1 pseudogene is annotated in these 631 nt (G+C 38.8%); it reads left to right on the forward strand.

The annotated features are described in order from the left end of the window. A pseudogene (locus tag ACJ5GX_RS08170) lies at positions 1–168 on the forward strand (50S ribosomal protein L18); the annotation flags it as partial. Positions 169–631 lie beyond the last annotated feature (463 nt).

The raw sequence follows: 631 nt of genomic DNA on the forward strand, positions 1-631 counted from the left end.
GCTTCTGCTTCTACTTTGGATGATAAAATTAGGAATGTATGTAAAGGTAGGGTCAATGCTGAAACTATAAAACAGGTTTCTTCTTTATTGATTGAGCGTCTGCCTAGTACAAAATTGCAGCAGCGGTTCGTCTTTGATCGATCACAGATAGTTTACATGTTCTTTTGACTTTGAATTTGATATGGATTATCTGGCAACACCTGTTTTAAATTTTAGCCTAGTATGGCTAGCTTTTTTATAAGTTATGCCCTCAAATAATGCCAGCCGTATCGGACTAGTTCGAGATGTGAACTAAACGAGCCTCTGAAAGAACCACTCTAGAATACCTTAGCTGTATCATGGCGTATTGCTAATAGTATACTTTATACAAGGAGTAACAAAAAGGGTATAACAAGCTGAAAGGTGGTCAAAGTACTCATGAAACTGAACAACTTTCCCTATAGAACATGGGTCAAATTGTAAAAAAATGAATTAAACACGTGGTTCCTAGACCTCCCGTCAGCTGATCGATCCGATTCGTCGCAATGATTGTCGCTTTAAACGATTTTTTTTTTGTCGTTTCGTGGAGATTTCTCGTGCGATCGATCCCATGTATAAGCTGGCTTCTCTTCGTGAGGCTGTCTATTCCGGT

The organism is Wolbachia endosymbiont of Tuta absoluta, assembly GCF_059414725.1.